The organism is Williamsia sp. DF01-3, assembly GCF_023051145.1.
Lineage (GTDB): Bacteria > Actinomycetota > Actinomycetes > Mycobacteriales > Mycobacteriaceae > Williamsia.
Genome location: NZ_JALKFS010000005.1, coordinates 485,008 through 508,439 on the forward strand (window position 1 = coordinate 485,008; position 23,432 = coordinate 508,439).

21 protein-coding genes are annotated in these 23,432 nt (G+C 65.2%); 11 read left to right on the forward strand and 10 right to left on the reverse strand.

Features of this window, described 5'->3' with window-relative positions; genetic code table 11:
* Positions 1 to 112: 112 nt before the first annotated feature.
* The 4 genes from gltB (at position 113) to MVA47_RS04180 (ending at position 7,791) form a co-directional block, all read left to right on the forward strand.
* On the forward strand, positions 113 to 4,699 hold the full coding sequence (gene gltB, locus MVA47_RS04165) for a glutamate synthase large subunit (protein WP_247206788.1): 4,587 nt from the start codon (positions 113 to 115) through the stop codon (positions 4,697 to 4,699).
* Positions 4,692 to 6,158, forward strand: coding sequence for a glutamate synthase subunit beta (locus MVA47_RS04170; protein WP_247206789.1), 1,467 nt, complete (start codon positions 4,692 to 4,694; stop codon positions 6,156 to 6,158). The genes gltB and MVA47_RS04170 overlap by 8 nt, the downstream gene beginning before the upstream one ends.
* 158 nt (positions 6,159 to 6,316) lie before the next feature.
* The gene (locus MVA47_RS04175; RefSeq protein ID WP_247206790.1) at positions 6,317 to 7,210 is read left to right on the forward strand and encodes a cutinase family protein; all 894 of its coding nucleotides are present in this window, start codon (positions 6,317 to 6,319) and stop codon (positions 7,208 to 7,210) included.
* Positions 7,211 to 7,623: 413 nt separating this feature from the next.
* Positions 7,624 to 7,791 (forward strand): hypothetical protein, encoded by a 168-nt coding sequence (locus tag MVA47_RS04180; RefSeq protein WP_157366776.1) that lies wholly within the window; start codon positions 7,624 to 7,626, stop codon positions 7,789 to 7,791.
* A 17-nt stretch (positions 7,792 to 7,808) separates the two neighbouring features.
* On the opposite strand, the gene MVA47_RS04185 is transcribed toward MVA47_RS04180, so the two are convergent.
* The 4 genes from MVA47_RS04185 to lysX are packed head-to-tail and all read right to left on the reverse strand — an operon-like array spanning position 7,809 to position 13,762.
* The gene (locus MVA47_RS04185; protein WP_247206791.1) at positions 7,809 to 8,687 is read right to left on the reverse strand and encodes an alpha/beta fold hydrolase; all 879 of its coding nucleotides are present in this window, start codon (positions 8,685 to 8,687) and stop codon (positions 7,809 to 7,811) included.
* A gap of 50 nt (positions 8,688 to 8,737) precedes the next feature.
* The gene (locus MVA47_RS04190; protein ID WP_247206792.1) at positions 8,738 to 9,571 is read right to left on the reverse strand and encodes a class II glutamine amidotransferase; all 834 of its coding nucleotides are present in this window, start codon (positions 9,569 to 9,571) and stop codon (positions 8,738 to 8,740) included.
* Positions 9,572 to 9,612: 41 nt separating this feature from the next.
* Positions 9,613 to 10,371 carry a hypothetical protein gene (locus tag MVA47_RS04195; protein ID WP_247206793.1) on the reverse strand — a complete coding sequence of 253 codons (759 nt, stop codon included), beginning with the start codon at positions 10,369 to 10,371 and terminating at the stop codon, positions 9,613 to 9,615.
* Between the two features lie 19 nt (positions 10,372 to 10,390).
* Positions 10,391 to 13,762: a bifunctional lysylphosphatidylglycerol synthetase/lysine--tRNA ligase LysX gene (gene lysX, locus MVA47_RS04200; RefSeq protein ID WP_374474084.1), complete on the reverse strand. Its 3,372-nt coding sequence runs from the start codon at positions 13,760 to 13,762 to the stop codon at positions 10,391 to 10,393.
* Between the two features lie 62 nt (positions 13,763 to 13,824).
* On the opposite strand from lysX, the gene MVA47_RS04205 reads away from it, so the two are divergent.
* From MVA47_RS04205 to MVA47_RS04215, 3 genes are all read left to right on the forward strand, one after another.
* A complete protein-coding gene (locus MVA47_RS04205; RefSeq protein WP_023955130.1) occupies positions 13,825 to 14,064 on the forward strand; it encodes an RNA-binding S4 domain-containing protein in 240 nt (79 codons plus the stop codon).
* A gap of 87 nt (positions 14,065 to 14,151) precedes the next feature.
* Entirely contained in the window at positions 14,152 to 14,637 is a 486-nt protein-coding gene (gene rraA, locus MVA47_RS04210; RefSeq protein WP_247206794.1) for a ribonuclease E activity regulator RraA, read from the forward strand.
* A gap of 10 nt (positions 14,638 to 14,647) precedes the next feature.
* Positions 14,648 to 16,201: a succinic semialdehyde dehydrogenase gene (locus MVA47_RS04215; RefSeq protein ID WP_247206795.1), complete on the forward strand. Its 1,554-nt coding sequence runs from the start codon at positions 14,648 to 14,650 to the stop codon at positions 16,199 to 16,201.
* A 40-nt stretch (positions 16,202 to 16,241) separates the two neighbouring features.
* On the opposite strand, the gene MVA47_RS04220 is transcribed toward MVA47_RS04215, so the two are convergent.
* Both MVA47_RS04220 and MVA47_RS04225 read right to left on the reverse strand, forming a co-directional pair.
* Positions 16,242 to 16,673 (reverse strand): DUF309 domain-containing protein, encoded by a 432-nt coding sequence (locus MVA47_RS04220; protein WP_247206796.1) that lies wholly within the window; start codon positions 16,671 to 16,673, stop codon positions 16,242 to 16,244.
* The gene (locus tag MVA47_RS04225) at positions 16,666 to 16,869 is read right to left on the reverse strand and encodes a hypothetical protein (protein WP_308280481.1); all 204 of its coding nucleotides are present in this window, start codon (positions 16,867 to 16,869) and stop codon (positions 16,666 to 16,668) included. The genes MVA47_RS04220 and MVA47_RS04225 overlap by 8 nt, the downstream gene beginning before the upstream one ends.
* A gap of 247 nt (positions 16,870 to 17,116) precedes the next feature.
* Between MVA47_RS04225 and MVA47_RS04230 the strand changes: the two genes are divergently transcribed.
* The 3 genes from MVA47_RS04230 (at position 17,117) to MVA47_RS04240 (ending at position 20,110) form a co-directional block, all read left to right on the forward strand.
* Positions 17,117 to 17,965, forward strand: a complete 849-nt coding sequence (locus tag MVA47_RS04230; RefSeq protein WP_247206797.1) for an SDR family oxidoreductase — start codon at positions 17,117 to 17,119, stop codon at positions 17,963 to 17,965.
* Positions 17,966 to 18,136: 171 nt separating this feature from the next.
* Positions 18,137 to 19,474 (forward strand): APC family permease, encoded by a 1,338-nt coding sequence (locus MVA47_RS04235; protein ID WP_247206798.1) that lies wholly within the window; start codon positions 18,137 to 18,139, stop codon positions 19,472 to 19,474.
* An 81-nt stretch (positions 19,475 to 19,555) separates the two neighbouring features.
* Positions 19,556 to 20,110 carry a DUF1990 family protein gene (locus MVA47_RS04240; RefSeq protein WP_247206799.1) on the forward strand — a complete coding sequence of 185 codons (555 nt, stop codon included), beginning with the start codon at positions 19,556 to 19,558 and terminating at the stop codon, positions 20,108 to 20,110.
* Here MVA47_RS04240 and MVA47_RS04245 read toward each other — a convergent pair.
* A complete protein-coding gene (locus MVA47_RS04245; protein WP_247206800.1) occupies positions 20,077 to 20,490 on the reverse strand; it encodes a MerR family transcriptional regulator in 414 nt (137 codons plus the stop codon). The genes MVA47_RS04240 and MVA47_RS04245 overlap by 34 nt on opposite strands.
* A 62-nt stretch (positions 20,491 to 20,552) precedes the next feature.
* Between MVA47_RS04245 and MVA47_RS04250 the strand changes: the two genes are divergently transcribed.
* The gene (locus MVA47_RS04250; protein WP_247206801.1) at positions 20,553 to 21,218 is read left to right on the forward strand and encodes an NAD(P)H-dependent oxidoreductase; all 666 of its coding nucleotides are present in this window, start codon (positions 20,553 to 20,555) and stop codon (positions 21,216 to 21,218) included.
* Here MVA47_RS04250 and MVA47_RS04255 read toward each other — a convergent pair.
* The 3 genes from MVA47_RS04255 to MVA47_RS04265 all read right to left on the reverse strand — a co-directional run bounded on the left by MVA47_RS04255 (position 21,207) and on the right by MVA47_RS04265 (position 23,429).
* The gene (locus tag MVA47_RS04255) at positions 21,207 to 21,872 is read right to left on the reverse strand and encodes a hypothetical protein (RefSeq protein ID WP_247206802.1); all 666 of its coding nucleotides are present in this window, start codon (positions 21,870 to 21,872) and stop codon (positions 21,207 to 21,209) included. The two genes, MVA47_RS04250 and MVA47_RS04255, sit on opposite strands and share 12 nt — an antisense overlap.
* A gap of 113 nt (positions 21,873 to 21,985) precedes the next feature.
* The gene (locus tag MVA47_RS26945; protein WP_247206803.1) at positions 21,986 to 22,912 is read right to left on the reverse strand and encodes a copper resistance D family protein; all 927 of its coding nucleotides are present in this window, start codon (positions 22,910 to 22,912) and stop codon (positions 21,986 to 21,988) included.
* A gap of 4 nt (positions 22,913 to 22,916) precedes the next feature.
* The gene (locus tag MVA47_RS04265; RefSeq protein ID WP_247206804.1) at positions 22,917 to 23,429 is read right to left on the reverse strand and encodes a copper resistance CopC family protein; all 513 of its coding nucleotides are present in this window, start codon (positions 23,427 to 23,429) and stop codon (positions 22,917 to 22,919) included.
* Between the last annotated feature and the right edge of the window lie 3 nt (positions 23,430 to 23,432).

Sequence of the window (23,432 nt, forward strand, 5' to 3'; positions counted from 1 at the left end):
GCAGGTGAGCGCGGTGCGGTCGTCCTGACAAGGGCTGCCACAACCCGTGCGCCGTAACCTACAGCTGAAACGGTGCGCTCGCACGGCGAACGCGATGTTAAGGGCGAAAAGTATGAAGCACGCTCCCGGCCCGATAGGGCTCTATGACCCGCAGAACGAGCACGACTCCTGCGGCGTTGCCTTTGTTGTCGACATGCATGGACGACGCAGTCGCGACATCGTCGACAAGGCCATCGCGGCCCTGGTGAACCTCGAACACCGAGGTGCGGCAGGAGCCGAGCCGAACACCGGCGACGGTGCCGGAATCATGATCCAGGTACCGGACAAGTTCTTCCGTGCCGTGGTCGATTTCGAGCTGCCACCGGAAGGCTCCTACGCCACCGGTATCGCGTTTCTCCCGCAGGGTTCCGGCGACGCCAAGACCGCGGTCGACGGTGTCGAGAAGATCGTGGAGGCCGAAGGTCTCACGGTTCTCGGCTGGCGTGACGTGCCCACCGACGAGAGCTCGCTCGGTGCCCTGGCCCGTGACGCGATGCCGACGTTCCGGCAGATCTTCATCGCCGGTGACTGCAGCGGTGAAGACCTCGAACGGCGTTCCTACGTGGTGCGCAAACGGGTCGAGACCGAGCTGGGCAACAAGGGCGCCGGCCAGGATGGTCCGGGACGCGAAACCGTGTACTTCCCCAGCCTTTCCGGCCGCACCTTCGTCTACAAGGGCATGCTCACCACCCCGCAGCTGCGTGGCTTCTACGTCGACCTGCAGGACGACCGGGTCGAGAGCGCGCTCGGACTGGTGCACTCACGCTTCTCCACCAACACGTTCCCGAGCTGGCCGCTGGCCCACCCGTTCCGGCGGGTTGCGCACAACGGCGAGATCAACACCGCCACCGGCAACGAGAACTGGATGCGTGCCCGCGAGGCGCTCATCGACACCAGCGTCTTCGGTGAGGGCACCGCGGACAAGATCTTCCCGGTTGTCACCCACGGCGCTTCGGACACCGCACGTTTCGACGAGGTGCTCGAACTCCTGCATCTCGGCGGCCGTAGCCTTCCGCACGCGGTCCTGATGATGATCCCCGAGGCGTGGGAACGCCACGAGTCGATGAAACCCGAACACCGGGCGTTCTACGAGTACCACTCCACGTTGATGGAGGCCTGGGACGGACCGGCGTCGGTGTGCTTCACCGACGGCACCGTGATCGGCGCGGTGCTCGACCGTAACGGTCTGCGCCCCAGCCGTATCTGGGTCACCAAGGACGGACTCGTCGTGATGGCGTCGGAGGTGGGTGTCCTCGACATCGACCATTCCGACGTGGTGCAGAAGTTGCGTCTGCAGCCGGGTCGGATGTTCTTGGTGGACACCGCAGCCGGCCGCATCGTCGACGACGCGGAGATCAAGGACGAGCTCGCCGCCGAACACCCGTACCAGCAGTGGCTGGACGAGGGCATGCTGCACCTCGACAAGCTGCCCGGACGGCCGCACACCCACATGCCACACGACCGGGTCCGGCTGCGCCAGCAGGTCTTCGGGTACACCACCGAAGAAGTGGACCTGCTGGTCTCACCGATGGCCACCACCGGTGCCGAGCCCATCGGCTCGATGGGTACCGACACCCCGCTCGCGGTGCTCTCGCAGCGCCCACGCATGCTGTTCGACTACTTCCAGCAGATGTTCGCGCAGGTCACCAACCCGCCGCTGGACGCCATCCGTGAAGAGGTGGTCACCAGTATCGGCGTGAGCATCGGCCGTGAGGCCGACCTGCTGAATCCCGGGCCCGAGTCGTGCCGCCAGATCGTGCTGCCCCAGCCGATCCTGGACAACGACGACCTCGCCAAGCTCGTGCACCTCGGTGACAACGAGCAGTACGCCGACTACCGCAGTGTGCAGATCCGCGGTCTCTACCCGGTCGCCGAGGGCGGCGACGGACTGCGCAAGGCGCTCGACAACGTGCGTACCCAGGTGTCCGAGGCCATCGCGGACGGCGTCCGACTGGTTGTCCTGTCCGACCGCGAGTCGGACGAGACCCTGGCGCCCATCCCGTCGCTGCTGCTGGTCTCCGCGGTGCACCACCACCTGGTGCGGGAAAAGACCCGTACCCAGGTCGGCCTGCTGGTGGAGGCCGGTGACGCCCGCGAGGTGCACCACATGGCCGCGCTCGTGGGCTTCGGTGCCGCGGCGATCAACCCCTACATGGCCTTCGAGACCATCGAGGACATGTCGGTGCGTGGCGCCCTGGGCGACCTCGACTACGAGACCGCGCGCAAGAACTACATCAAGGCTGCCGGCAAGGGCGTTCTCAAGGTGATGTCGAAGATGGGCATCTCGACGCTGGCGTCCTACACCGGCGCGCAGCTGTTCCAGGTCATCGGCATCAATCAGGACACCGTCGACGAGTACTTCACCGGGTTGCGGTCGCACCTCGGTGGTATCGGTCTCGACGACATCGCTGCCGACGTCACCGCACGCCATCAACTGGCGTTCAATCACCGGCCCGAGGAGCGCGCACACCGCGAGCTCGAGGTCGGTGGCGAATACCAGTGGCGTCGCGAGGGCGAGTACCACCTGTTCAACCCCGACACGGTGTTCAAGCTGCAGCATTCCACCCGCACCGGGCAGTACTCGGTGTTCAAGGAATACACCAAGCTGATCGACGACCAGTCGAAGAAGATGGCGTCGTTGCGTGGGTTGTTCGAGTTCAATTTCGACGACCGCGACCCGATCCCCATCGACAAGGTCGAGCCGGCCAGCGAGATCGTCAAGCGGTTCTCTACCGGCGCGATGAGCTTCGGCTCCATCTCGGCCGAGGCCCACGAAACCCTCGCGATCGCGATGAACCGACTCGGCGGGCGCTCGAACTCCGGTGAGGGCGGCGAGAATCCGAGCCGTTTCGAACCCGACGAGAACGGCGACTGGCGTCGTAGTGCCATCAAGCAGGTGGCCTCGGGCCGTTTCGGCGTGACCGCGCACTACCTCACCAACTGCACCGACATCCAGATCAAGATGGCGCAGGGCGCCAAGCCCGGTGAAGGTGGACAGCTCCCGCCGCACAAGGTGTACCCGTGGGTCGCCGAGGTGCGCGGCTCCACACCCGGCGTCGGCCTCATCTCGCCACCGCCCCACCATGACATCTATTCGATCGAGGATCTCGCCCAGCTGATCCACGACCTGAAGAACGCGAATCCGTCGGCAAGGATTCACGTGAAACTTGTGTCGGAAGTGGGTGTCGGCACCGTCGCGGCGGGCGTCTCGAAGGCGCACGCGGACGTGGTGCTGATCTCCGGTCACGACGGTGGTACCGGCGCTACACCGCTCACCTCGGTCAAGCACGCCGGTGGTCCCTGGGAACTCGGCCTGGCCGAGACCCAGCAGACGTTGCTGCTCAACGGCCTTCGCGACCGCATCGTGGTCCAGGTCGACGGCCAGCTCAAGACCGGCCGCGATGTGGTCGTCGCCGCACTGCTCGGTGGCGAGGAGTTCGGATTCGCGACTGCGCCGCTGGTCGTCTCGGGTTGCATCATGATGCGCGTCTGCCATCTCGACACCTGCCCGGTGGGCGTCGCGACCCAGAACCCCGTGCTGCGTGAGCGTTTCACCGGCAAGCCCGAGTTCGTCGAGAACTTCTTCATGTACATCGCCGAAGAAGTGCGCGAACTGCTGGCCCGCCTCGGCTTCCGCACGCTGCAGGAGGCCGTCGGCCAGGTGCAGATGCTTGACACCACGAAGGCGCTGCAACACTGGAAGTCGGCCAAGGCAGGAAAGCTCGACCTGTCGGCGATCCTCACCCAGACCGATTCGCCGTTCATGAATCAGGACCTGTATTGCTCTGGCAGCCAGGACCATTCGCTGGACAAGGCGCTCGATCAACAGCTGATCACCCAGGCTCGGGCGGCCATCGATTCGGGTGAGCGCGTGTCGTTCACCTCTGAGATCGCCAACGTGAACCGCACCGTGGGCACCATGCTCGGGCACGAGATCACCAAGGCGTACGGCGCCAACGGCTTGCCCGACGGCACGGTCATCATCGATTTCCACGGCTCCGCCGGAAACAGTTTCGGTGCATTTGTGCCCAAGGGTGTGACGCTGCGACTCAAGGGCGACGCCAACGACTTCGTGGGCAAGGGCCTCTCGGGTGGCCGGATCGTGATCGCTCCGGCGGACAACGCACCGGAAGGCTTTGTCGCCGAGGAGAACATCATCGCCGGCAACGTCATCGGCTTCGGTGCCACCTCCGGTGAGATCCTGCTCCGGGGTGTGGTCGGCGAGCGTTTCTGCGTCCGCAACTCGGGCGTCACCGCTGTCGTCGAAGGCGTGGGTGACCACGGCTGCGAGTACATGACGGGCGGACGCGTGATCGTGCTCGGACCGACCGGCCGCAACTTCGCCGCCGGTATGTCCGGTGGTATCGCGTACGTCTACGACCCCGACGGCGTACTGGAGAGCAATCTCAACACCGAACTGGTGCAACCGGAGCCGCTCGAGGACGAAGACCTCGAGTTCCTGGAAGGCATCGTGAACAAGCACCGCAACGAAACCGGTTCGCCGGTGGCCGCTCGTATCCTCGAAGACTGGGAGAGCAACGTCGGCCGATTCGTGAAGGTGATGCCGCGCGATTACAAGCGAGTCCTGCTCGCTATCGCCTCAGCCGAGAAGGACGGGCGCAACGTGGACGAAGCAGTGATGGAGGCCGCACGTGGCTGACCAGAAGGGCTTTCTCAAGCACCCCGAACGTGAATTGCCGCAACGGCGGCCGGTCCCGCTGCGACTCATGGACTGGAAAGAGGTCTACGAGGACTTCGATCGCGACAAGCTCCGCGTCCAGGCCAGCCGGTGCATGGACTGCGGGATCCCGTTCTGTCACAACGGTTGTCCTCTCGGAAACCTGATTCCTGAGTGGAACGACCTCGTGTACAAGGACCGTTGGGCAGACGGCATCGACCGTCTGCACGCCACCAACAACTTCCCGGAGTTCACCGGTCGGTTGTGCCCGGCCCCCTGTGAGGCGTCGTGCGTGCTGGGCATCAACCAGCCTGCCGTCACCATCAAGCAGGTCGAGGTCGAGCTCATCGACAACGCCTTCGATGAAGGCTGGGTCACGCCGGTGCTGCCGACCGAGAAGACCGGCAAGTCGGTTGCGATCGTCGGGTCAGGACCTGCCGGTCTCGCTGCGGCGCAGCAGCTCACGCGCGCCGGCCACGATGTCACCGTGTTCGAGCGGGCCGATCGGATCGGTGGTCTGCTCCGCTACGGCATCCCCGAGTTCAAGATGGAGAAGCACCACATCGACCGCCGTCTGGAGCAGATGGCCGCCGAGGGCACCCAGTTCCGTGCGGGTGTCAACGTCGGTGTTGATGTGACCGTCGAACAGCTCCAGGCCGACTTCGATGCGGTGGTGCTGTGCAACGGCTCCACCAAGGGTCGCGACCTGCCGATCCCGGGCCGTGAACTCGATGGCATCCATCAGGCGATGGAGTTCCTGCCGTGGGCCAACCGGGTTCAAGAGGGCGACGACGTCGTCGACGGTGACGGCATGCCGCCGATCAACGCCAAGGGCAAGAAGGTGATCATCATCGGTGGTGGTGACACCGGCGCGGACTGCCTCGGCACATCGCTGCGTCAGGGCGCCGAGATCGTCCACCAGTTCGAGATCATGCCGCGCCCGCCGGACGAGCGCGCCGACTCCACCCCGTGGCCCACGTACCCCCTGATGTACCGGGTGTCCTCGGCCCATGAAGAGGGCGGTGAACGCGTATTCTCGGTGAACACTGAGCAGTTCATCGGTGAAGACGGCAAGGTCACCGGTTTGCGCGCGCACGAAGTCGTGATGAACGCCGGCCGTTTCGAGAAGGTCGAAGGCAGTGACTTCGAGCTCGAGGCCGACCTGGTTCTACTGGCCATGGGCTTCGTCGGACCCGAGCGCGAGGACTTCCTCGACAAGCTCGGCGTGGAGTACAACGAACGCGGAAACGTCAAGCGCGACGACAACTTTCAGTCGACGGTCCCCGGCGTGTTCGTGGCCGGCGATGCCGGTCGCGGCCAGTCGTTGATCGTGTGGGCGATCGCCGAAGGACGGTCTGCGGCTGCCGCTGCGGACAAGTTCCTCACCGGCGCCACCCTGCTCCCCGCACCCATCGTTCCCACCCTGGCACCGCAGCGCTGAAGGTGCGGGATCGCTCCCGACCTGTCAAGATGAATCGGAACACACCTGTGTTCTGATTGGTATCGAGCTGTGATCAGCAGTTTTGCTCGGGAGGAAAGTTCATGCGGGTGGGCACTGTTCTTGGTTGGCGGCGACAGCGTGGACGCCGTACACGCGCGATGACGAGTGTGTTGGCAGCAGCTGTGGTGACGGTCGGGGCATTGAGTGCGGTGTCGGCACCCACCGCATCGGCTGATCCCGCGAGCTGTCCAGAGCTCTACGTGTTGGCCATTCCCGGAACCTGGGAGAAGTCGGCCGACGCCCAGATCCGCGGAATGCTCGCCTACCCCACGACTGGCCTCGGCGGCGAGACCCAGACTCAGCTGGTCGGGTACAACGCCACCGCCTTCCCCTGGGAGAACGGTGGTGCCGTCTACGGCGAGTCGAAAGCGCAGGCCGTGGCCAACGCCGAAGGCCTGGCCATCACGATGACCAAACGGTGCCCGGGTACGAAGATCGCACTGATCGGCTACAGCCAGGGTGCTGACGCAGCCGGCGACCTCGCCGCTGACATCGGGACCGGGCGGGGAGCCATCGCGCCCGCCAAGTTCGCCGGCGCGGTGCTGATCTCCGACCCGCGCCGCTCGAAGCAGGATGCGCTCATCGGACCGGCGCTGTCGGGCGAGGGCAACGGCGGACCACGTCAGGGCGGGTTCGGATGGGTGAAGAACCGCACCTTTACCATCTGCGATCCGGGCGACCAGTACTGCAACATCCCCCGGGACTACTACGTCTCCCGCGTGGTCGGGTACCTGGCCGAGAACAGTAACCCCAATCCCGACATGTTCGCCCAGTACCAGGCCGAGGCCGCTGCGATCTTCAGCGAACTGGTCACCCGCGGCGGACCCGGTGCCGTACTGAACGAACTCAGCAACGAAAAGGCCCGTTCGCAGATCATCGCGTTCAATCGCTTCATCGAATCGGGCTCGCACACCAACTACGGCAACTTCCAGGTGCAGCCAGGCGTCACCGCGCTGCAGTGGGCCCAGAACTACCTGGCAGGCCTGGCCTGACGTACTTCCTCCGGTTTCGACCACTTCCTCCGGTTGCAACAGGAGGGTCTGACTGGAGTCGGAGGGTTTGGCGAGGGGCGGTGTACTTCCTCCGGTTTCGGCCACTTCCTCCGGTTGCAGTCGGAGGAACTCACCGGAATCGGAGGGTTTGGCGACATCTCCGCCCCCGCCGTGTTACCCCTGGGGAAGATGTGACTCGCCCGCGTGGCAACCCGAATTCGGACATCTCTGGGCGTAGCGTGACGTTCACCACATTGTGGCAGCAACAACCCTGGTGAGGCCTGTGCAGAGGTAACGACGCGGCGGGCCATCACGACACACAACGCGAAGGTACGGATGTCCAAGGGTTTCGGCTCTGGACGATCGCGGTACCCAGAAAGTTATCCGCTGCACCAAACAGGACGTGATCAGTCGTGAAACTGGCGAAGTCGCACAACAGCCGCCGCACCCCATTACTCGGACGACACCCGCACATCTTCGGTTCGGATGGGCTGATCGCGCATCGACGACTCGCCCGGATGCTGCCCGAAGAAGGCGAACGACTGGTGACGGTCGCCGACCTGCGGAACTTCAACCTCTGATCGCTCCCGGCTGGGGACTACCTGCCGGCGATCGCGCGTGCGGCAAAATCCTCGATCAGCCCGGCAGCGACATCGGGCTGCTGGACGATGAAGAAGTGGCGCGCGGGAACGACGGGCGTGTAGTCGGCGCCGAGGAATCGGGCGTACCGGGCCTGCTTCCAGTTCCAGAACAGTCGGACCGGTGTACGCCGCCCGGGCAGGGCAGAGACAACCAGAGTCGGCGCCGGGAGGGGCATGGTACGTCGCATGGCCACCAGCTCTGAGTTGAGAACTCCGAATGCGGCCTGCTCGACGAGAAGTGCTCGTGGATAACGATTTCCACCCAGCACCTCCGCTATCCAGTGGCGCTGCTCTGCTGTGTACCCACCCGGTGGCCCGGGCGACGTCGCGATCGCATGGCCGCGGATGCCGGCCGACCGGGGAAGCCGCAGAGCCTTGATGAGGTGTGCGGTGAGGTGCGCCAACCGGTTGCTGAGGCCTGGCGGCACCATCTGCAGCGGCAGCATCACGTAGGAGCCGTCGAGCATGATGGCTGCGGCCACCCGCTCCGGACGGCCGCGGGCGAATCCCTCCGCGTAGAGCGACGCCAGCGAATGCCCCGCGACCACAACGGGTTCGGTGACCCCGAGCGCGTCCAGCAGCTCGTCTATCCGCCGGTTCTCGTCGTCGATCGACGGGATCTGGCCGGGAGGGAGTGGATCGGACAAGCCGTAGCCGGGCCGGTCGTATCGGATCACCGTCCACCGGTCGCGGAGCAGTTCGGCCAGGTGGTCGAAGTCGAACCAGTTGCCGCCGAGAGCGGCCAGGAGAAGCAGTGGTGGACCCTGGCCCTCCACGACCACATGGGTGCGCAGGCCGCAGATGTTGAAGAACGCGCCGGGCGGCTGCAGCTGCATCGAGCCATTCTATGCCGGGCTCACCACTTGGCACTGCCGGCGGACACTGGTCAGGTGGGTGGCTGCGGCCGAAACGGTCGTTGTTCGTCCGGACCTTTCTGCACGATGAGAGCGCTGGACGGCGGCACCTCGTGCCACAGCCCGGGAAGCGTGACCAGCGGTTCGGACACCACCACGCGGGCTTCTTCGGAGAAGTGCGCAAGTCGTTCGTTCTCCGGATACAGCTTGCGGACCGACTCGACGTCGCCGCTGACGTACAACGTGTTGACCACCGGGCCGCTCGCGTAGCGAACAGCGTAGAGCCGCTCACCGTCGGTGAGCCCGATCGTCATCTGGACAGGCTCGGATATGTCCTGCGATGCCGCCAACGCTTCGATGTGACCGGCCATCCGCTCCAGACCGCCGAGTGGATCGTCCTCCAGCCCGAAGGTCAGCGCGAGGTAGAACATCACCTCCGAATCCGTCGATCCTCCGATGCTCTCGAACAGGTCCGGTCGCACGGCGAGGATGAGGTCGCGTCGGAGACGTCGGAAGTCGGCGATGAAGCCGTTGTGCACGAACATCCACCGTCCATACCGAAATGGATGGCAATTCGTTTGTTGCACTGGGGTACCGGTGGCCGCCCGCACATGTGCAACGAACAACGACGATCGCACCGTCGCCGACAGCTCGCGAAGGTTTTCGTCACCCCACGCGGGGGCGGCGCTACGGAACAGCGTGGGACGGCCCGCCTCGCTGTACCAGCCCAGTCCGTGACCGTCGGCGTTTGCGGTGGGAACATCGGGCGCAGCAAGGCGACTCTGCTGGATCAGCGAGTGCTCGGGGTCGTAGAGAAGTTCCTGGGGGTTGATCGGATTCCCGTAGTAGCCGAGCCAGCGACACATGGGTCATCTCGTTCTCTGAGCGCCGGAGATGGGTGCGGCGGTCAGGGCGTTCGCTGTTCGCGACCGCCGACGAGATCACGCATCCGGTCACGACGACCGACGTACAGCTCGAACCGGCGCTCGGCGCGCTCGAGCTTGCGTTCAGAGTAGAACCTGCGCGCCCAGTACGAGGTCGGATGGGCCAGCCGCAATGCGCCGATCAACCCGAGTAGCGGCACCGGCAGCCCGATCAGTCCTGTCGCGAGCTTGCCCTTGAGCAGACAGATGACCGAGTAGGCGACGTGCACGAGCACGATCAACGCTGTGATGGCCACGCTGGTGCTGGACGGATTGCCCTCGTCGATTCCGCCGAGGGGAGTGGTGCCGACCAGCATCGCAACACCGAACACCGTCGCGATCATCACCGCGTCGATCGACTTGCGCCCTTCTTCAGACCAGTACACGTCTTCCAGATGCAGCCATAGCGCGAACTCGTCGAGCGCGAGGGCGGCGCCGATCCCGAACGCCGCGGCCAACACCTCGCGCCACGGCGGGTCGGGTTGGAACCGGAACTCGAGCAGCCCGGTGGTGAGGATCAGCAAGATGCCCCACACCTGGTGGTGGATGTGTACTCCACCGATGTAGATGTCGTTGACTGGTCCGCCTGACGCGGCCTCAGCATCGTTCGGCGTGTTCTCACTCCGAGCCCGGATGGATCGGGTGATCCAACGCGTGATGCCGTAGGTCACGATGAAACCGACCAGGGCGAACACGGCCGCAGACCGGCCTGTCTCGACCACGTGGGTCATGTACCAGTTCAAGCGTCAACCTTCAGAGCGGTCACTTCGGCTTCGCGAGTGGGAACGCGAGCGTCTCCCGGATCGACTGTCCGGTGAGCAACATGACGATGCGGTCCACTCCGATGCCGAGCCCGCCGGTGGGGAACATGCCGTGCTCGAGGGCCTGCAGGAAGTCCTCGTCGAGTTCCATCGCCTCCGGGTCGCCGCCCGCGGCGAGCAACGACTGTTCGGTGAGCCGCCGGCGCTGCTCCACCGGGTCGGTCAATTCGGTGTAGGCCGTACCCAATTCGACACCCCACGCGACCAGATCCCAGCGTTCGGTGACACCGGGGATGGTGCGGTGCTGACGCGTCAGCGGCGACACCGACGTCGGGAAGTCCTTGTAGAACGTCGGGAACGTGGTCTGGTCTTCCACCAGGTGCTCGTACATCTCCAACGCGACCTGCCCGGCATCCCAGTCGTTGCGGTAGGGGATCTCGTGCTTGTCGCACAATTCCTTGAGGTACTCCACCTCCGAGTACGGGGTGACCTCTTCGCCGATCGCCTCCGACACCGCGCCGTGCAGTGTCTTCACCGGCCACTCACCGGAGATGTCGACCTTCTCGATCTCCCCGTCCTTGCCCTCGATGTAGACCACCTGCTCGCCGTGCGCGGCGACCGCGGCGTTCTGGATCATCTCGCGGGTGAGGTGCAGCATGCGGTCGTAGTCGCTGTGCGCCTCATACGCTTCCAGGCTGGTGAACTCCGGGTTGTGCTTGAAGTCCACACCTTCGTTGCGGAAGTTGCGGCCCATCTCGAACACGCGCTCCATGCCGCCGACACACAGCCGTTTGAGGTAGAGCTCGGGAGCGATCCGCAGATACAGGTCGAGGTCGTAGGCATTGATGTGTGTGCGGAACGGGGCCGCGTTCGCGCCGCCGTGGATCTGCTGCAGGATCGGCGTCTCCACCTCGAGGTAGTCGCGGCCGGAGAGGTGGTCGCGCATCGACTTCACGATGGCGCTGTGCACTCTCATGAGTTCGCGGGCTCGGGGATTGATGGTCAGGTCCACGTACCGCTGACGCACTCGCGCCTCGGGGTCGGTGAGCCCACTCCACTTGTCCGGCAACGGGTGCAGACACTTGCCGAGCATCCGCCAGTCCTTGGCCAGCAGCGACAACTCGCCCTTGCGGCTGCGCCCCACCACTCCGCTGACCTCGATGAGGTCGCCGAGGTCGACGGTGCCTGCCAGGTCAAGGGTTTCCGGCTTCAGCGCGCTCGCATCCACGAGTACCTGCACGTCCCCGCTCCAGTCGCGCACATCGCAGAACACGACCTTGCCGAAGTCACGCATGCGGATGACGCGGCCCGCCACCCGGGCGGTGGTCCCTTCAGGCGCGCTGACGGCCTGCGCGATGGTGTGGGTGGGCGGATAGGCAGGCGGATAGGGATCGACGCCGGCCGCGGTCAGCTGCTCCAGTTTGGCCAGACGGACGCGGACCTGCTCGGGACGCCGCGGTCCGCGATGCTCGGCCTTTTCCTCGCTGGCGATCTCCGCGGCGATCGCGTCGATGTCGACACCCGGCGGCACCGAGGAGGCATCGCCGGTGAAGTCGTTGCCCTGCCCGAACTTCGGCAGCTTCACAAATCCCTCGTTGACCACGGCGGCCAGGCCGACCCGCGGAATCGTGCGGCCGTCCTCGAAACACAGGAACCGGGGAACCCACTCGGGGTGGTATTTGGCGTTCGACTTGTACAGCGATTCCATCTGCACGAACTTCGACGCGAAGGTGAGGGCGCCGTACATCGCCCGCATGATCGGGCCTGCGCCGATCTGGCCGCCTTCTTCGAACACCACACGGAAGGCTGCGAAGTTCATCGAGATGTCGAGGATGCCGAAGGCCTCGGCGTTCTCGGCGAACTCGGTCACCATCGTCTCGACCAGTCCGTTGATCGAGTCCCGGTCGCGGCGCATCACATCGAGGGATGCGCCGGTCTGGCCCCAAGGGACAAACGAGAGCATGCCGACGACCTTCTCGTTCGCGGTGCCCGCGTCCTGCACGGCTTCCACGAGGATGGACCGTCCGTCCGCGGGGTCACCCAGACGTCCCAGAGCCATCGAGAAGCCACGTTCTTGGTCGGTGTCGCGCCATTCGTCGGCGCGCGCGATCACCGCGGCCATCTGTTCGGGGGACAGATCCTCGTGGCGGGCGATACGCACGGTGATGCCGGCGCGCTTGGTGCGGGCCACCGACTGCCGGACGGCCTTCATCTCCGGCCCGTTGAGGTTGTAACCGCGGGTGTGGACGATCGCCTCGTCGCCGATGTTGAGTGTGGTGAATCCGGCAGCGTCCCACGCTTCCGCGCCGGTGGCACTCACGCCGATGGCGCCCGGATGCCAGCCGTACCGGTCGCAGATCTTGAGGAACTCCGCGATCGCGTCGGGCCAGTAGCGCTTGTCGCCCACGGGGTCTCCACCGGCCATCGCGGTGCCGACCTCAACCCGGTAGGTGATCGCGGCCATGCCGTTGGGAGCGAAGACAACCGCTTTGTCGTGGCGGGTGGAGAAATACGCAAGTGAGTCGTCGCCGCTGAAGCCATCGATGAGCAGCCGCAGCAACCTCTCGTCGGTCGCGGTCATCGAGTTGTTCGACCGCTGCGAACGGAACAGGATCAACGCTGCGGCGATGAGCGCCAGAGCGCCGAGCAGGCCCAAGAACGTCTCGACGGGCGCATAGGAATGGTGCTCGTCGAAGTCGGTCGACAGGTCGACGGACCCGAACGTCACCACATGATTGATCGCGTACGGCAGTCGCTGGGAGGCGGTGAGGGTGTGGGGGAAGATCTCGACGAGGGCCCAACCGATCAGCGAACCGATGACCAGGCCGGCGACCAGCACGCCGGCAGCGCGCCAGAGAGCGCCACGGCGCACACGGGTATAGAACTGCCGATAACTCGCGATCAAATACATCAGCGCAAACACGTGCAGGACGACACCGATGCAGATATTGATCCGCACCACGGTGTTCACACCGTTCTCCGACGACAACGGCTCGAATAGGTAGAGCGCATTTCCGATGGCATAGACGGCGACGTACGCCACCGTGATCCACCACGCGATCCGCTTGCGGGATGCGAGTGCAAAGGCGAGCAGTGCCAAGACGAACGCCCAGGCGAAGCTGGTGTCGGGTGCGGAGATCAGATAATTGTCGACGTAGTCGCGCGGCACCTCGGTGAGGCGCCGGAACTGCAGGGAGATGCTGCTGAGCAGCGAGATGGCGGCGAGGACGCCCGCAACCCAACTGACGTACCGCGGCGCGTTCTTGAACCATCCCGCAGGCGGGACCAGGCGAGTCGGCCGACGGGGCGCAGGAGTTGCCTCCCTGCTCACATCGATTGAGTCGACCGTGGTTTCGGGTGAATCGACGCTCACAGGTGTTGCCTTTCCGCAGCTGGTCCGCAGTAACGTTATCTCTCAGATGGGAGGATTGAACGGTGAGCCGAGAAACAGTTCCGATCCGAGACAATTCCATCCGACTGGGCCAATTCCTGAAGCTGGCGAATCTCATCGAATCCGGGGCCGAGGCAAAAGAAGTCATCGCGGACGGATTGGTCAGCGTGAACGGTGAGACCGAGACGCGGCGCGGCCGACAACTGGTCACCGGCGACGTCGTGGAGATCGGCGGCACCGAGGCCGTGGTCGGCGGACCAGACGATGGTGTGCTCCCGGACTGATGTCCGCGGCCGCGTTCAGCTGCCTCGGATGCGGGCCGGTCAGCGGTGGTTACCGGTCGGTAAGTAAGAGTCGTTAGGCTGAGGTGCATGAGTGAGATCACCTTCGTAGCCACCGCCGACCTCGTGGACGAGATCGGCGAGGAGGTACGCAGCTGCGACCTCCAGTTCACGCAGTTCGGGAAGCGCAGGGAGTTCGTCGGCCGGGTCACCACGGTTCGGTGCCTCCAGGACAACGCCCTGCTCAAGCAGGTGCTCGGCGAACCCGGCAACGGTGGGGTGCTCGTCGTCGACGGTGCCGGGTCGGTGCACACCGCCCTTGTGGGCGACGTGATCGCCGAACTCGGCCGGTCCAACGGCTGGAGCGGGATCATCGTGAACGGTGCGGTCCGCGACTCGAAGCTGCTCGCCGGCATCGACATCGGTATCAAGGCGCTTGGCACCAACCCGCGCAAGTCCACCAAGTCCGGAGCCGGAGAGCGGGACGTCCCTGTTGAACTGGGCGGTCTGACCTTCAATCCCGGCGACCTTGCATACAGCGACGACGACGGCATCGTGCTCGTCGCGGCCGAATAGGAGACAGATCATGGGCAAGCCAGATACAGCCACGTTCGACCGTTTGCGAGGGCTCATCGCCATCGATGATCCGGACGCCCGTTCTACGCGCCCGGTTCTCGAGGCGTTCACGGGCGAGGAGATGACCACAATTCCGGTCGGCACCGCCGACGACGTGCAGGCCGCGTTCGAGCGGGCGCGCGCCGCACAGGTCGAGTGGGCGAAACTCTGGCCGCGTGACCGTGCCAAGATCCTGATCGATTTCGCGGCCCTGGTGCTCAAGAACAGGGATGCGTTGGCGGACATGGCACAGGCCGAGACCGGCAAAGCGCGCGCCTACGCCCAGGAGGAAGTGCTGGACGTGGCCATGACTGCCCGGCACTACGCCAAGACCGGCCCGCGGCTCCTGGCGGCGAGCAAGGTCAAAGGGATGCTGCCCCTGGCCACCGACGCCCGCGTTCGGTATCAGCCCAAGGGTGTCGTCGGCGTGATCTCGCCGTGGAACTACCCGATGACCCTGGCTGCCTCGGACGGGGTCGCCGCTCTGATGGCCGGTAATGCGGTGGTGCTCAAGCCCGACAGCCAGACGCCGTACTGCGCCCTCGCCGTGGTCGAGTTGCTCTACCAGGCAGGTCTCCCGAAGGATCTGTTCGCCGTCGTGCCCGGACCGGGCTCTGTTGTGGGACAAGAGATCTTGGCTCAGGCCGACTACCTCATGTTCACCGGGTCCTCGGAAACCGGCGCGCAGCTCGCCGAGCAGGCCGGCCGTCGTCTGATCGGTTTCTCGGCCGAACTCGGTGGCAAGAACCCGATGATCATCACCAAGACCGCCGACATCGACAACGCTGTCGAAGGCGCAGTGCGCGCCTGCTTCTCGAACTCCGGACAACTTTGCATCTCGATCGAGCGGATCTACGTCGAGAAGCCGATCGCCGATGAGTTCTCCGCCAAGTTCGCGCAGCGGGTGTCGGCGATGAAGGTGGGCAAGTCCTACGACTTCTCCACGGAGATGGGGTCGTTGGCCTCGGCGGACCAGGTCGACACCGCCGAACGGCACGTCGAGGACGCCAAGTCCAAGGGCGCCGTGGTTCTCGCCGGCGGACACCGCCGTCCCGAACTCGGACCTTTCTTCTTCGAGCCGACCGTTCTGTCCGGGGTTGCCGACGGGATGGAATCGTTCGCCGGCGAGACCTTCGGACCGGTTGTCGCCATCTACCCGGTGGATTCCGTGGACGAGGCCATCACAGAGGCCAACAACACCGAATACGGCCTCAACGCAAGCGTTTTCGCCGGGTCGTCGGAAGAAGGCCGCAAGATTGCCGCAGAACTGCGCGCCGGCACGGTGAACCTGAACGAGGGCTACGCGGCCGCATGGGGTTCCACTGCGGCTCCGATGGGCGGTATGGGCAAGTCGGGCGTAGGCCGCCGCCACGGCGCCGAAGGGCTTCTCAAATACACCGAGCCCCAGACGATTGCCGAGCAGCGGGTGATCGGTCTTGGCGGCATCAAGGGCGTGCCGCAGGGGCTCTTCCTGCGGACCGTTCCGGCGTTCGTGAAGTCGCTGAAGTTCCTGCCCGGTCGGTGACCGACGATGCCGGCCGTGTGTTCCGCGCGGCCGGCATCACTCAGCGCGTGTCCTGGACCTGTCGCTCCGCACACGCGATGACCGCGTCCAGATCGAGTCCGTACGGCGTCGCATCGACCAGGCTGTAACGCAGGAGTCGGCCCGCCCCGCGCTCGACGAGACGCGCTGCGCCCCTGGGATTTCCGCGTAGGTGATGCGTCAGGCCGACGCAGATCTGAGCCAGCCCCTGCCACAGCTCCCGTTCGTCGGGCGGGCATGTCTTCCAGCGGACCTCGAAGACCTCGTGGGCTGCGAACGGACGTCCGGCGTCGATGAGTTGACGTGCCAGCGCGATGGTTTCGGCGGGTGGTAACGGTTCCTCGGAGACCGGTTCGACACCCTCGGCGCCGTACGGCAGCGGCCTGCCCAGCTCGTCTCGCGGCCGGGCCTGCCGTGCGCGGCCGTCGGGGTCGCGGTCGCGACGCTCAGGCATCGTCCACCTCGTTGCCCGTCCTGTCGCCCAGCCAGGCGAGGACCGCGGGATCAGTCGATTGCAGGCGCTGTACTTCTTCGCCACCGTCGCAGGTGTACATGGAGATGGTCACGGCAGAAGCGGTCCGGGACGTCACGCGCCATACCGCACCTGAATCCGTCCACCGGATCAGCGATTCGATCACGTTCTCGTCCACGATTCCTCCCTTCCGACGGTCGGTGTCAAAACTATCCCGTCACATACCAACTGTGGGACGTCCAGGGAGGATATGGCCAGGACCATTCCCAGCCAGATGAAGACGCTGGCTGTCGCGATGGTTTGTGCTGTGGTCATGCTGCGGGGTCCCATCGTCCGGAGTCGTTCGCAGTGTCATCATCGAGGACAACGTGCCGCACTGACAGCACGTGCTCGGCGCAGCGAGTCCACGACGACGGGAGAATCCGGTGACCCGACATCCATCCATCGCGGTCACGGGAGCTACCGGCAATGTCGGGGGATTGGTTGCGCGCGCCTTGTCGGAGGCCGGGACAGCTCTCCGGTTGGTGGTGCGTTCGCGCGGGCGCGCGCCAGTGCTGCCCGGGGCAGCGGTCGCGGAGACGAGCTACGGCGACCACGACGCCGCGGTCGCCGCACTCGCGGACGTCGACACCTTGTTCATGGTGTCGGCCTCGGAGAGCGAAGACCGGTTGGACCAACACCGGACCTTCGTCGATGCGGCTGTCCGGGCCGGTGTGCAACACATCGTCTACACGTCGTTCCTGAATGCGGCACCCGACGCGACTTTCACTCTCGCGCGCGATCATTGGGCAACGGAGGAGCACATCCGCGCGTCGGGAGTGCAGTTCACGTTCTTGCGCGACAGCTTCTACGTCGATTTCCTGCCGAGCCTCGCCGGCACCGACGGCGTGATCCGTGGCCCGGCCGGAGACGGCGCGGTGGGTGCGGTGGCGCGCGCCGACGTCGCGCGAGTGGCGACCGCGGTTCTCGCCGATCCGGCATCACACCGGGGTGAGACGTACGACCTCACCGGCCGCGAATCACTCACTTTCAACGAGGTGGCGCGGATTCTCACCGAAACCAGCGGTCGCACAGTCACATTCCACAACGAGACGATCGACGAAGCCTACGAGTCGCGGAAATCCTATGGGGCGCCGGACTGGCAAGTGGACGCCTGGGTGTCCACCTACACCGCGATTGCTGCGGGTGAACTGGCAGCGGTGACAGACAATGTGGAGACCATCACTGGCCGGCCGCCGATGACATTGCGCGACTTCATCGTCGGCTCGGCGTGATCGTGCACGATCGCTGAGGATCCGGAGGGAGCGCTCGTCAGCCCCCTGTGGTTTGCCGAGGTTTCCGATTGTCGCTCGCAGGCTATGCCTACCTGGATACGAACGCTGTATGAACAGCTGGTCCTCGGGCTACGTCGACCAGCACATTCTCGGTTGCACCAGGAGATGCGAATGACGGCTGATGCCGAAGCGGGAACACAGGCAACAGGGGATGAGCCCGCATCCAAACTGAAGCGGAAGATAACCGGTCCGCTGCTGTTCTTGTTCATCTTGGGCGACGTGCTCGGAGCCGGTATCTATGCCCTGATGGGAGTGCTGTCCGAGGAGGTGGGAGGGGCACTCTGGGCGCCGCTGATCGTCGCGCTTCTGCTGGCCCTGCTCACCGCCGGCTCCTATGCCGAGTTGGTCACCAAGTATCCGCAGGCCGGCGGTGCAGCGATACTCGCCGAGCGGGCCTTCAAGCAACCGATCGTCTCGTTCCTCGTAGGTTTCTGCATGCTGGCCGCAGGAGTCACGAGCGCAGCCGGACTCGCGCTGGCCTTCTCCGGCGAATACCTCAAGACCTTCATCGATGTGCCGACCGTCCCGGCCGCGCTGGTGTTCCTGGCACTGGTGGCCTGCCTGAACGCACGCGGCATCAGTGAGTCGGTGAAGAGCAACGTGGTCATGACGATCATCGAGGTCAGCGGACTGGTCATCGTCATCGCGGTGGTCGGGGTGATGCTCGGCGAAGGCCGAGGTGACGTGTCCCGGGTGACCGAGTTCCCGGACGGCTCGACCCCCGCGATGGCCATCCTCAGCGGTGCCATCATCGCCTACTACTCCTTTGTCGGATTCGAGACCTCGGCCAACGTCGCCGAAGAGATCCGCAATCCCAGTCGCGTGTATCCCTTGGCCCTCTTCGGGTCGTTGGCAACGGCCGGACTCGTCTACGTGCTCGTGGGGCTCGCAAGCTCGATTGCCCTGCCCGCGAGCACATTGTCCGAGTCGTCGGGACCGCTGCTGGCCGTTGTCGGGGAGTCCGGTGTCGGCATCCCCGACTGGGTCTTCAGTCTCATCGCGCTGGTGGCCGTGGCCAATGGCGCTCTGCTCACGATGATCATGGCCAGCCGCCTCACCTTCGGTATGGCCGAGCACAGGCTGCTGCCGAGCGCACTGGGAAAGGTGCTGCCCAAGCGGCGTACCCCGTGGGCGGCGATTGTGGCGACGACGTTGGTGGCCATGCTGCTCACACTCAACGGCGAACTGTCGACATTGGCCGAGACGGTGGTGCTGTTGCTGCTGTTCGTCTTCATCTCGACAAATGTCGCTGTGTTGGTTCTTCGTCGGGATCCCGTCGAGCATAAGCATTTTCGGGTACCGACAATCATCCCGATTCTCGGTGTCGCCTCGTGCGTGCTGCTGCTGACCCAGCAGAGCGGTGAGGTCTGGATGTATGGCGGGCTTCTTCTCGCAGTGGGTATCGTGCTGCATTTTGCTGCGGTGTGGGTGCGTCGACGTGCCGCGTGACGCTCTCGTCTCGTGGTGTGGACAGCGCCGACGTGGTCGCGAAGCAGCCCGCAGGCAAACCCTGGTGGGTAGTCTCCACAGATGAGCAAACCACCTGTCCGACCTATGGATTCGCATACCGCGGGTCGTTTGCGGGCGGCGGACTTCACCTATCCGGAGGTCGGCGCGACCAAGACCGGTATGCCGTCCGGTTACCACCACCTGCGACGAGAAAGAGTCGTGGGATCCGGTGCTGCAGTGTTTCGTGAACTCGGCGACGCTGTTCTGAGGTGGCAGGTGCAGCTCGGCGCCGGCCTGACGGTGACCAGTCCCGACGTGACAGTCAGCGAGGGAAGCGTCGGGCTGGTCGGGCTCGGCGTGGGTACGGCCAGACTGAAGGCGCCGGTGCGAGTTGTGTACGTGCTCGACGAGCCCGATCGCTGTGGTTTCGCCTACGGCACCTTGCCCGGCCACCCAGAGGCAGGTGAGGAGCTGTTCTGTATCGAGCACCGAGCCGACGACAGTGTGGTGCTGGTGGTCGCAGCCTTCTCGCGGCCACGCTCAATTCTCGCCAGGGCGGGGGGACCGCTCGGGAGAGTCGGTCAACGCCTGGTGACGAAGCGTTATCTTCGTGCGCTGGACGCTCCAGAGAGCTGATCGGGCGACCGCGACGCCTGCATGGCATCGCGCACATGCGTTCGTAGCTCGGAGATCCCGGCTCTCTGTGCCCGAAGACGACGCATCGCGTCGGCCAGCTGGCGTTCGCGGTCGTCGAGTTGACGTAGTGCTTCACGGCGTTCCTCGTCGGTCGCCTCGTCGGGATCGGCGCACGCAACGCGAAGGATGAAAGCGGACTCCGACAACGACAGTCCAGACGCCAAGAGGCAGCGGATGTCCTCGACGGTCTGCACGTCTTCTTTCCGGTACCGCCGATAGCCGTTCGGATCACGCGTCGGCGTCAGCAGGCCTGCCTTTTCGTAGTGCCTGAGCATGCGGGAACTGGCGCCGGTGATGTCACTCAAGTCGCTGATGTACATCGATGCCTCTTCTCGAGATGGACCTTGCCTTGACACTGATGTCATAGTTTACCGTCGCCGGTATGAGCAACGCAGATGAGCACCCCGATGTCATCCTGGTGGTTGTCCACCCCGACACCCAATCGGTCACCTGGAATGTGGCCCGAGCGATGAAGAAGAGCATCGCCGCCGAAAACCTCACTGCCGCAACGTACGACCTGGCGGCGTCGGGATTCGACCCCGCCTTCAACAGTGACGATCTCGCCCACTTCCGGGGGCTCGCCGGGGTCCCCGTGGACGTCGCGGAGCAACAGCAGATGTTGCGATCTGCCTCAGCGGTGGTGTTGGTTTTCCCGGTCTATTGGTGGTCGCTGCCGGCACTCGCCAAGGGTTGGATCGACCGCGTCTTCACCCGCGGCTTCGCCTATGACGATCGAGTCGCCGACGCCCCGAGCGCCATCAAAGGCTTGCATCTGGTGGCGATCGGCGGAATAGACGAAGGGACTCATCAGCGTCACGGATACAAGGAGGCGATGACGCTGCAGATGATCCATGGGATCGCGGACTACTCGCGCATCGAGGCTTCGTCGCTCGAATTCCTCTACGACGCAGATTCCGACGACCCGGCCGTCCGGCGTGAACTGATCGCTCAGGCAGAGGTCATCGGCGCCAAGATAGCGGAGAGTGTGGTCGGGCAACGCGAACTGGCATCCTCACAACAGCTTTCGTCTCTCGGGCTATCGACGTAGCCGCCGCACGGCCAGGAAGATGAGCGCCAATAAAACCACGGCGCTGCCGATTTTGACCACCGGGCCTGTTGTCGCCGGCTCAGGCAGAGGCAGAGGCAGAGGTTCCGTGCGCTTGAGAGCTGTGAACCGGGCCTGCTGATCCTCGGCCGGAGCAGGCGCCGACGGTTCCGGGTGTGTGGGTTCCGGTGTCGCGGCCGGGGCGGGAGCGGTCTTGGGAGACGGGGGAGCCGCCGACTGTGCCGGGGTCGACTTGGGTGGAGCCGTGTTGCCCGGCTTGCCAGGACCCTTGCGTACCGGGGGCTTCTTCGCGGGTGCCTTCTGCGATACGACGTGTTCGGCGTTGGCGTGATCGGGCGTGCCGGCGTCAGAGCTTCTCCGCGCAGACGCCTTTGTGGGTGGAGTGTTGCCGGGCCCAGCCTTCTTCGCCGGGGCCTTTTTGGCGGCAGTCTTCTTCGCAACCTCCTTCTTGGGGGCTGCTTTTTCGCCGCCTTCTTGGCAGCGGTCTTCTTCGCCGCGGCCTTCTTCTCGGGAGCCTTTTTGGCAGCCGACTTCTTGGCCGGCGGGACGGGGCGCTCGCCCGAGTGATCGGAGTCGGGCTGGGAGTCCGGGTCGGCCATACGGCTCAGCTCCTTCGAAGACGGGCGGACTGATCACCGCGTCTCGATTCGGCCCGGAGGTACTGATCCAGACCTGCACTGAGACGGGGGCGATGTCACATGTACGTGGCTGCGCCGTCGTCAATCATGCCCGGTTCCGGCGGGTCCGGCTCAGCTGGGTGCGGTGGTCCCGAGCCCGGCGGCCAGTCCGATGACAACCGCCATCAGCAGCACCTCGACGATCGCGCGTCGCAGCGATGCCTGCTCGGAACTGCGGTGGGTGTGGGCCGAAGGCAGCCACCGCCGTCGTTGGTCGGCAGCCACTGCGAGCAACGCCACCATGCCCACCGACTTTGCAAGCAGGATCCGGCCGTAACCGGTGGACCAGACCTCGCTGAGCGAATCCAACTCCAGCAGGGCAGCGATCACACCGCTGACGATCAATGCCAGGACCAGCCATTGCGCGTACCGCGAGAACACGGGCAGCACGGTTGCCCAGCCCTTTCGGCCGCGGACGGTGAGGGCGAGAGCCGCGAGAGAACCGCACCACCAGCTCGCCGCGAGTACATGCACGGCGATGAGCAGTGCTCCGCCGGTCAGCTGACCCAGATGCCCGGTGACGGGTCCGATCAACAGACCCAGCGCGGCGAGGGCGCCGACGGCTTCGGGCGCGATCAGACTCGGATACCGGATCCAGACCGCGCAGAACAAGGTGACCGCCAGCGCGCACATTGCCGCGATCAGACCCGCGGTGGTGCCGTTGACCCGGAAGAAGTCGTTGATGCCCACCTCGTGCGGGGCGAGCCCCGTCCGTTCGGCGGCACCCAGCCATGCACCCACCAGCAGCGACACCGCCCATACCGCAGCGAGCACCGATGCCAGACGCAGCACCGGCGGGGTGAGCTCTTCGCCGCCGAGGAGCTTGACGGTGGAGAGCCCGAGCACGGTCATCCCGGCGAGCAGGGCGACGGCCCCCGCGATCGATTCGGCTTCGGGGCCGGCGGGACGGGCGAGCGCCCAGGCCAGCAACAAGCCCAGCCAGACCGCGGGCACGGCGACGAGCAACCACTCGCGCCGAACCGCGCCCGCGGTCGTCACTGTGCTACTTCTTCCGCTGGGGACGCAATGCAAACGCCAGGCCGGCACCGAACACCACGACGCCGCCCACGATGAACGGCCACACCGGGATTCCTGATGACGAGGAATCGTCGGCGTCCACCGCAGGGCCCGGAGTTCCCGAGCCCGCGACGGTGAGCTCGAAGTCGAGCTGACCTTCCACCGGATGGCCGTCGGCAGACGTGATCCGGTAGTTGATCAGGTACGTGCCGGCCGGCCCCAACTCGCGCACCGGGACGGTGACCGTACGGCCGGTGACCGTCGGTTCGCCGTCCTGCCAGTAGTGCTCGTCCGGCCCGACCACCTTCAGCACGGCGTAGTTCTTCTGCACCGGCTCGTTGAAGGTGAGTGTGACCGCTGCGGGCCCGGCCGCCAGCGGCGCGCCATCGGCCGGATCAGACCGGATCAGCGCCGAATGAGCCGACGCGGTCGGGGCCCAGACCACAGTCGCGAGAACGGTCATCATCAGCGCGACGATCGAGAAGGTCAGACGCCTCATGAA

Excerpts from the sequence above, each read along its gene's own strand:
- gltB (WP_247206788.1), top strand. The coding sequence starts at position 113 with ATGAAGCACGCTCCCGGCCCGATAGGGCTCTATGACCCGCAGAACGAG.
- MVA47_RS04175 (WP_247206790.1), top strand. The coding sequence starts at position 6,317 with ATGACGAGTGTGTTGGCAGCAGCTGTGGTGACGGTCGGGGCATTGAGT.
- MVA47_RS04185 (WP_247206791.1), bottom strand. The coding sequence starts at position 8,687 with ATGCAGCTGCAGCCGCCCGGCGCGTTCTTCAACATCTGCGGCCTGCGC.
- MVA47_RS04190 (WP_247206792.1), bottom strand. The coding sequence starts at position 9,571 with ATGTGTCGCTGGCTCGGCTACTACGGGAATCCGATCAACCCCCAGGAA.
- rraA (WP_247206794.1), top strand. The coding sequence starts at position 14,152 with ATGAGTGAGATCACCTTCGTAGCCACCGCCGACCTCGTGGACGAGATC.
- MVA47_RS04215 (WP_247206795.1), top strand. The coding sequence starts at position 14,648 with ATGGGCAAGCCAGATACAGCCACGTTCGACCGTTTGCGAGGGCTCATC.
- MVA47_RS04220 (WP_247206796.1), bottom strand. The coding sequence starts at position 16,673 with ATGCCTGAGCGTCGCGACCGCGACCCCGACGGCCGCGCACGGCAGGCC.
- MVA47_RS04235 (WP_247206798.1), top strand. The coding sequence starts at position 18,137 with ATGACGGCTGATGCCGAAGCGGGAACACAGGCAACAGGGGATGAGCCC.
- MVA47_RS04240 (WP_247206799.1), top strand. The coding sequence starts at position 19,556 with ATGAGCAAACCACCTGTCCGACCTATGGATTCGCATACCGCGGGTCGT.
- MVA47_RS04245 (WP_247206800.1), bottom strand. The coding sequence starts at position 20,490 with ATGTACATCAGCGACTTGAGTGACATCACCGGCGCCAGTTCCCGCATG.
- MVA47_RS04250 (WP_247206801.1), top strand. The coding sequence starts at position 20,553 with ATGAGCAACGCAGATGAGCACCCCGATGTCATCCTGGTGGTTGTCCAC.
- MVA47_RS04265 (WP_247206804.1), bottom strand. The coding sequence starts at position 23,429 with ATGAGGCGTCTGACCTTCTCGATCGTCGCGCTGATGATGACCGTTCTC.